This is a genomic window from Streptomyces sp. 13-12-16 (assembly GCF_002114215.1).
Lineage (GTDB): Bacteria > Actinomycetota > Actinomycetes > Streptomycetales > Streptomycetaceae > Streptomyces.
In genome coordinates, this window is the sequence record NZ_NCTE01000519.1 from 1 (window position 1) to 2,372 (window position 2,372).

Below are 2,372 nucleotides of genomic sequence, written 5' to 3' on the forward strand. Positions count from 1 at the left end.
GGAGGAGTGCGGGCGGCTGGCCGGCCGGGACGGCGCGGTGCTCGCGGCGGTCGTCGTGGACACCGCCCGCTGGCAACTGGTGCACTTCTCGCTCTGGGCGCGGGAGGCGCCCGGGGTGGACGGCGAGGTCTTCCAGGTGCTGCACCTGTCGACGCCGGAACGGGACGCGCTGCCCCGGGGACGACAGTGGTGAGCACGGTCCGCACCGCCCTTGCCGGGCGCCCCGGCCGGTCCTCCGCCGTAGGCCGGCGCTGGGGCCCGGCCGGACACCGGGGGGTCAGCCGCCCGCCTGGTCGCTGTCCTTCAGCGCGCCCCAGCCGTGCCAGCGGTCGACCTCGAGCCAGCCGCTGACCCTCGCCCGCTCCCGGTCCGGGTACGGGTCGCCGGTGTAGTGGCGGGAGAGACGGTCGATGTCGGCCAGGTCCTCGTCGTCGTAGATCTCGGTCACCCGGCCGATCAGGGTGACGTGGGTGTACCAGCCGTCGCCGTCCAGGACCGTGAGGGTGACGCGGGGGTCGCGGCGGACGTGCTTCAGGCGTACCCGGCCCTCGTCGAAGTTGATCAGCGCGCGGCCGTCCTCCCACAGGTACCAGGTGGGGGTGGACACGGGCGCGCCGTCGGAGCGCAGCGTGGCCATGACGCAGGGGTTGGCCCTGCGCAGCAGGTCTTGTGCCTCGGGGGGAAGCGGGGGTTTGGACACCACGGACTCCTTCGTGCTCGCTGCTCGGCCGATCAGGTGGTGCGGTCCTCGTCGAAGCTGGCGTAGTAGGCGGCGGCCATGTCCTCGTCGCCGTGGCCCCGGGCGCCGGCCCGCTCGAACCGTTCGGCGCTCGCGGCGGCCACGTCCAGGCGGACGCCGTGCTGCTCACCGGCCCGCACGATCAGTCTGGCGTCCTTCGCCGCGGTCGTCACGGCGAACTGGGCCGGGGTGAGCCGCCCGTCGAGGATCATCCCGGCCTTGGCGCGCAGGTAGCCCATGTCGAGGGGGCCGCCGGCGATGAGGTCGAAGAAGCCGTCCGGTGCGACGTCGAGGGCCTTGGCCAGGGCGAGGGCCTCACCGGCGGCGGTGGTCGCGGCGAGCACCCAGCTGTTGGCGACCAGCTTCAGGCGGGTCGCGCCGGCCGCGGCGCCGTCCTCCCCGGCCCACACGGTGCGGGCGCCCACCGCGTCGAACACCGGTGTCACCCTGTCCCGGCCCTCGACCGGTCCGGCGGCGAGCACGGTCAGCTGTCCGGCCTCGGCGGGCTGCCGGGTGCCGAGGACCGGGGCGTCGTAGAAGAGCAGGCCGTGCTCGCGGGCGAATCCGGCCAGTTCGGCGACGCCCTCGACGCCCGCGGTGGTGGACTGCGCCCAGACGGTCCCGCCGCGCAGGGCGGGGGCGGCCTGACGCATCGTCTCCAGGGTGGCCGGGCCGTCGTACAGCATGGTCAGCACGACATCGGCGGACCCGACCGCCTCGGCGGGGGTGCCGGCGATGTGCGCGCCGTCGGCGGCGAGCGGTTCGGCCTTGGCGCGGGTGCGGTTCCAGGCCCGTACGGTGTGCCCCGCGCGGAGGAGGCTGCGGGCCATCGCCGCGCCCATGATGCCGGTACCCAGGACGCTGACGGTGAGCTTGTCGGTCATGACTCCGCTTTCTGTCTGTCGGGCTGCCTTATCGCACCAGTGCCCCGAGAGGATCGTCCAGTACCGGCTGCCAGGCCAGTTCCGCCGCGCCGACCAGGCTGTTGTGGTCCAGGGTGCAGGGGAGGATGGGCACGCCGCCGCTGCGGCCCCACAGGCTGCGGTCGGCGACGACGGCGCGGAGCCGGTCCGGGTCGGCCTCCAGCAGGGTGCGGTGCAGTCCGCCGAGGATGATCCGGTCCGGGTTGAGGATGTTCACCAGTCCGGCGAGGCCCAGGCCGAGGCGGTCGATGAGGGACTCGGTGGCGGTGCGCACGTCCGGGTCGTCGTACTGTCCGCGGATCAGGTCGTCGGCCTGCTTCAGCAGGGACATCTCGGGGCCCGGCGCGCGGCCCGCCGCGGTGAGCAGGGCCAGCGGGTCCGCCTCGACGTCGAGGCAGCCGCGGCTGCCGCAGTGACAGGGGCGGCCCTCGGGGTTGACGGCGAGGTGCCCGACCTCCAGGGCGAGGCCCGAACTGCCCGAGTGCAGGCGGCCGTCGAGCACCAGCGCGCCGCCCACCCCGCGGTGGCCGGTGGCCACGCACAGCAGGTCGCGGGAGCCGCGCCCGGCGCCGTGCCGGTGTTCGGCGAGGGCGGCGAGGTTGACGTCGTTGGCCGCGAAGGCGGGTCCGCCCAGGCCGGCCGCGCGCACCTGCTCGGCGAAGATCTCCCGCACCGGGGCACCCGCCGGCCAGGCCAGGTGCAGGGGGTTG

Annotated in this window: 4 protein-coding genes; 1 reads left to right on the forward strand and 3 read right to left on the reverse strand. The window is 75.0% G+C overall.

Translation table 11 applies throughout. From position 1 onward, the window contains the following. Window positions 1–193: DUF4865 family protein (locus B7767_RS20915; RefSeq protein ID WP_143652567.1), on the forward strand; the 193-nt coding region annotated here is incomplete at its 5' end. A gap of 84 nt (window positions 194–277) precedes the next feature. Here the strand turns inward: B7767_RS20915 and B7767_RS20920 are convergent. The 3 genes from B7767_RS20920 to B7767_RS20930 all read right to left on the reverse strand — a co-directional run. Then, the gene (locus tag B7767_RS20920; protein ID WP_085573543.1) at window positions 278–700 is read right to left on the reverse strand and encodes a PPOX class F420-dependent oxidoreductase; all 423 of its coding nucleotides are present in this window, start codon (window positions 698–700) and stop codon (window positions 278–280) included. 32 nt (window positions 701–732) lie between these two features. Next, on the reverse strand, window positions 733–1,623 hold the full coding sequence (locus B7767_RS20925; protein ID WP_085573544.1) for an NAD(P)-dependent oxidoreductase: 891 nt from the start codon (window positions 1,621–1,623) through the stop codon (window positions 733–735). Window positions 1,624–1,651: 28 nt separating this feature from the next. Beyond that, the coding region (locus tag B7767_RS20930) for an ROK family protein (protein WP_143652568.1) at window positions 1,652–2,372 on the reverse strand (721 nt) is incomplete at its 5' end.

Coding starts and splice junctions, on each gene's coding strand:
- B7767_RS20925 (WP_085573544.1), bottom strand. CDS start 1,623: ATGACCGACAAGCTCACCGTCAGCGTCCTGGGTACCGGCATCATGGGC.